This window comes from Streptomyces sp. GC420 (assembly GCF_009916105.1).
In the GTDB taxonomy this organism is placed as follows: Bacteria; Actinomycetota; Actinomycetes; order Streptomycetales; family Streptomycetaceae; genus Streptomyces.
On the sequence record NZ_JAAAXQ010000547.1, the window covers coordinates 1 to 3,848 of the forward strand.

Sequence of the window (3,848 nt, forward strand, 5' to 3'; positions counted from 1 at the left end):
GTCGCTGATTCTGAGCAGGATGCCGATCAGCGCCCAGTTGGCGATCACGGAGGAACCGCCGGCCGCGAGGAAGGCCATGGTCATACCGGTCAGCGGGATGAGGCCCATCACACCGCCGGCGACCACGAAGACCTGGAGCGCGAAGGCGCCGGACAGACCGATGGCGAACAGCTTGCCGAAGGGGTCGCGGGCGGCCAGCGAGGTGCGTACGCCGCGCTCGATGATCAGGCCGTACAGCAGCAGGAAGGCCATCACGCCGGCCAGACCGAGTTCCTCGCCGACCGTGGCGAGGATGAAGTCCGAGTTGGCGGCGAACTGGATCAGGTCGGAGTCTCCCTGACCGAGGCCGGTGCCGAGGGCCCCGCCGGAGCCGAAGGACATCAGCACCTGCGTCATCTGGTCGCAGGCGGCGACCGTCTCCCGGCAGGCGAAGGGGTCGAGCCAGGCGTCCACACGGGCCTGCACATGGCTGGCGAAGGAGGCCACGCCGACGGCGCCGGCAGCGGACATCAGCAGGCCGATGACGATCCAGCTGGTCCGCTCGGTGGCGACGTACAGCATGATCACGAACATGCCGAAGAACAGCAGCGAGGTGCCGAGGTCGTTCTCGAAGATGAGGACGAGCAGGCTCACGGCCCAGATGGTGAGGATGGGACCGAGGTCGCGGCCGCGGGGCAGGTAGAGACCCATGAAACGGCGGCTCGCCAGGGCGAGCGCATCCCGTTTGACCATGAGGTAGCCGGAGAAGAAGACCACGATGATGATCTTCCCGAACTCCGCCGGCTGGATGGAGAAGCCGCCGAGCCTGATCCAGATCCGGGCGCCGAAGATGTTGACACCGAGGCCGGGCACCAGGGGCAGGAGCAGCAGGACGAGCGCCGCGACCATCGAGATGTAGGTGTAGCGCTGCAGGATCCGGTGGTCCTTGAGGACGACCACGACCCCGATGAACAGGGCGATGCCGACCGCCGAGTAGAGCAACTGGTTCGGCGCCGCCTGCGAGAAGTCGGTCCGCTGCTGGAGGCGCGGCGACTGGTCGAGCCGCCAGATCAGCACGAGGCCCATGCCGTTGAGCAGCACGGCGAGCGGCAGCAGCAACGGGTCGGCGTACTTGGCGAATCTGCGCACCGCGAGATGGGCGACGGCGGCCATCAGACCCAGGCTGAGTCCGTACTTGAACATCCCGGCCGGGAGCTCGCCGTCGATGGCCAGGCCCACGTTGGCGTAGGCGAAGACCGCGATGAGGACGGCGAAGACCAGCAGTACGGCTTCGGTGTTGCGCCTGCTGGGCGCACCGATCGCACCGATGGTGGTCGTGTTGGTAGTGCTGCTCATGGCTTGGTGGGCCCCCTACGGCTGCTTGTTACTGATCGCTACCGCAATTCGGGACCAGCTTCTGCTCCTCCTCGGAGAGGCTGGGGCCGGGTGTGGGAGTTGCGTCTGCGGTGAGGTTCTTGGCTCCGGGCTTGACGGGCACGCCGCTGGCGGCGGCGCCGGTCCCACCGGCCTCGCCCTGTCCGGTCTCGGCGTTGTTCTCGTTCTCCGCCTGCTCGGCCTTGCGGCGCTGCTCCTGCTTCTTGCAGGCGGAGGCCTGGGTGCCGAGTTCCTCGATCTTCTCGCGGGCCTGCTTGAGGCTGCCCTCTGCGATCGTGTCCCTGACCTGCTTCTGTTGGTAGGCGGGGAGGTACTTGAGTTCGATCTCGGGGTGGTCCTTCTCGATCTTCGAGAGTTCGACCCAGGCCAGGTCCTGGCTGATGCCCCGGTAGAGCGCGATGTGCTCGTCGTTGGCGCCTACGTAGTACTGCGTCTGCGTCCAGCGGTAGCCGCCGTACATGCCGCCGCCGATCACGCCGAGGGCGAGAACGGTGAACAGGGACCCCTTGAGCCACTTCCGGCCGCGGCGGCGCGGTTTGGCGAAGTCGTCGTCGGTGAAGGAGCCGTAGCTGCCCTCGGGCGGACCGCCGAGGTCCGGCGAGCCGCTTCCGGGCGGGCCGAAGCCGCCCTGCTGGGGCGGCACCGGCCGGCCGAGTCCCGAGGCGCGGCCCGCGGGGGTCTGCATGGCGCCGTTGTCGTGCTGCTGGTTCTGGTTCTCCGCCACCGCGCCGACGACGACCGGGGTGTCGTTGAGCTGCCCGGCGAGGGTGTCGCCGCTGTCGACGTCCAGGACGTCCGCGATGATGACGGTGATGTTGTCCGGGCCGCCGCCGCGCAGCGCGAGCTGGATGAGCTCCTGGACGGTCTCCTGCGGGCCCTGGTAGCTGGCGAGTGTGTCCTCCATCGTCTGGTGGGACACCACGCCGGACAGGCCGTCGGAGCAGATCAAGTACCGGTCGCCGGCGCGGACTTCACGGATCGACAGGTCCGGCTCGACGTGGTCGCCACTGCCCAGCGCGCGCATCAGCAGGGAGCGCTGCGGGTGGGTGGTGGCCTCCTCCTCGGTGATGCGTCCCTCGTCGACCAGGCGCTGGACCCAGGTGTGGTCCTGTGTGATCTGCGTGAGCACACCGTCGCGCAGGAGGTACGCGCGGGAGTCGCCGACGTGCACGAGGCCGAGGCGCTGCCCGGTCCACAGCAGGGCGGTGAGCGTGGTGCCCATGCCCTCCAGCTGGGGGTCCTCCTCGACCATCATCCGCAGTTGGTCGTTGGCCCGCTGCACGGCGACGCCGAGCGAGGTCAGGATGTCGGAGCCCGGAATGTCGTCGTCCAGCTGGACCAGGGTGGAGATGACCTCGGAGGAGGCCACCTCGCCGGCCGCCTGGCCGCCCATCCCGTCGGCGATCGCGAGCAGCCGCGGCCCGGCGTACCCGGAGTCCTCGTTGCCCTCGCGGATCATGCCTTTGTGCGATCCGGCGGCGAAGCGCAGTGACAGACTCATGCGCACCTCACCCGTCGGCTCGGGATACATCCGCACGGTGCCCACCCTCCGGTCGGGAGCCGCGTCGTGTCCGTTGTGGGGACCGCGGCGGCTCGCTCGCTCCGCTCGCTCATTGTCGTACTACTTCCGCAGCTCGATGACGGTCTTGCCGATGCGGATCGGCGCGCCCAGCGGAATCGGTGTCGGGGTGGTGAGTCGGGTCCGGTCGAGATACGTGCCGTTGGTGGACCCGAGATCCTCGACGATCCACTGGCCGTCACGGTCCGGGTAGATCCTGGCATGCCTGCTGGACGCGTAGTCGTCGTCCAGCACGATCGTGGAGTCGTGCGCACGGCCCAGGGTGATCGTCTGGCCCTGGAGGGCGACGGTCGTACCCGTCAGGGATCCCTCGGAGACCACCAGCTTCGTCGGGGCACCGCGGCGCTGGCGCTGCTGCGGCGGAGCCGCCGCGGCCTGCTGGCGGCCCTGCTGCTGCGGCCGGTCGGACCCGCCGCGGCGCGAGCCGCGCTGGGTGACCCGTGTTCCGAACAGATCGCTGCGGATGACCTGGACGGCCACGATGACGAACAGCCACAGGACGGCCAGGAAACCTAGCCGCATGACCGTCAGGGTCAGCTCTGACATTGCCCCCGCTTCACCCTTCGGCTTGCCGGTAAACGATGGTGGTGCTGCCCACGACGATCCGCGAGCCGTCGCGGAGCGTAGCGCGGGTGGTGTGCTGTCCGTCCACCACGATGCCGTTCGTGGACCCGAGATCCTGGATCGTCGAGGGCGTTCCGACCCGGATCTCGCAGTGCCGGCGGGAAACACCGGGGTCGTCGATGCGGACATCGGCGTCGGTGCTGCGGCCGAGCACCAGCGTCGGACGGGCGATCTGGTGGCGGTTGCCGTTGATCTCGATCCAGCGCCTGACAGGTCCCGCGCCGGGGGCGGGGCCGCTGCCGGGCAGCCGGGTCACGTTGCCGGGCATGCC

The 3,848-nt window shown here is 69.0% G+C and carries 4 protein-coding genes; all 4 read right to left on the reverse strand.

Features of this window, described 5'->3' with window-relative positions; genetic code table 11:
* Positions 1-1,335, reverse strand: a 1,335-nt coding sequence (locus tag GUY61_RS35850) for an FtsW/RodA/SpoVE family cell cycle protein (protein WP_166634482.1), incomplete at its 3' end; no start/stop codon positions are given.
* 28 nt (positions 1,336-1,363) lie between these two features.
* The gene (locus GUY61_RS35855) at positions 1,364-2,875 is read right to left on the reverse strand and encodes a Stp1/IreP family PP2C-type Ser/Thr phosphatase (RefSeq protein ID WP_208106872.1); all 1,512 of its coding nucleotides are present in this window, start codon (positions 2,873-2,875) and stop codon (positions 1,364-1,366) included.
* Positions 2,876-2,995: 120 nt separating this feature from the next.
* Positions 2,996-3,499, reverse strand: coding sequence for an FHA domain-containing protein (locus GUY61_RS35860; RefSeq protein ID WP_166634484.1), 504 nt, complete (start codon positions 3,497-3,499; stop codon positions 2,996-2,998).
* 10 nt (positions 3,500-3,509) lie between these two features.
* The coding region (locus GUY61_RS35865; RefSeq protein WP_166634485.1) for an FHA domain-containing protein at positions 3,510-3,848 on the reverse strand (339 nt) is incomplete at its 5' end.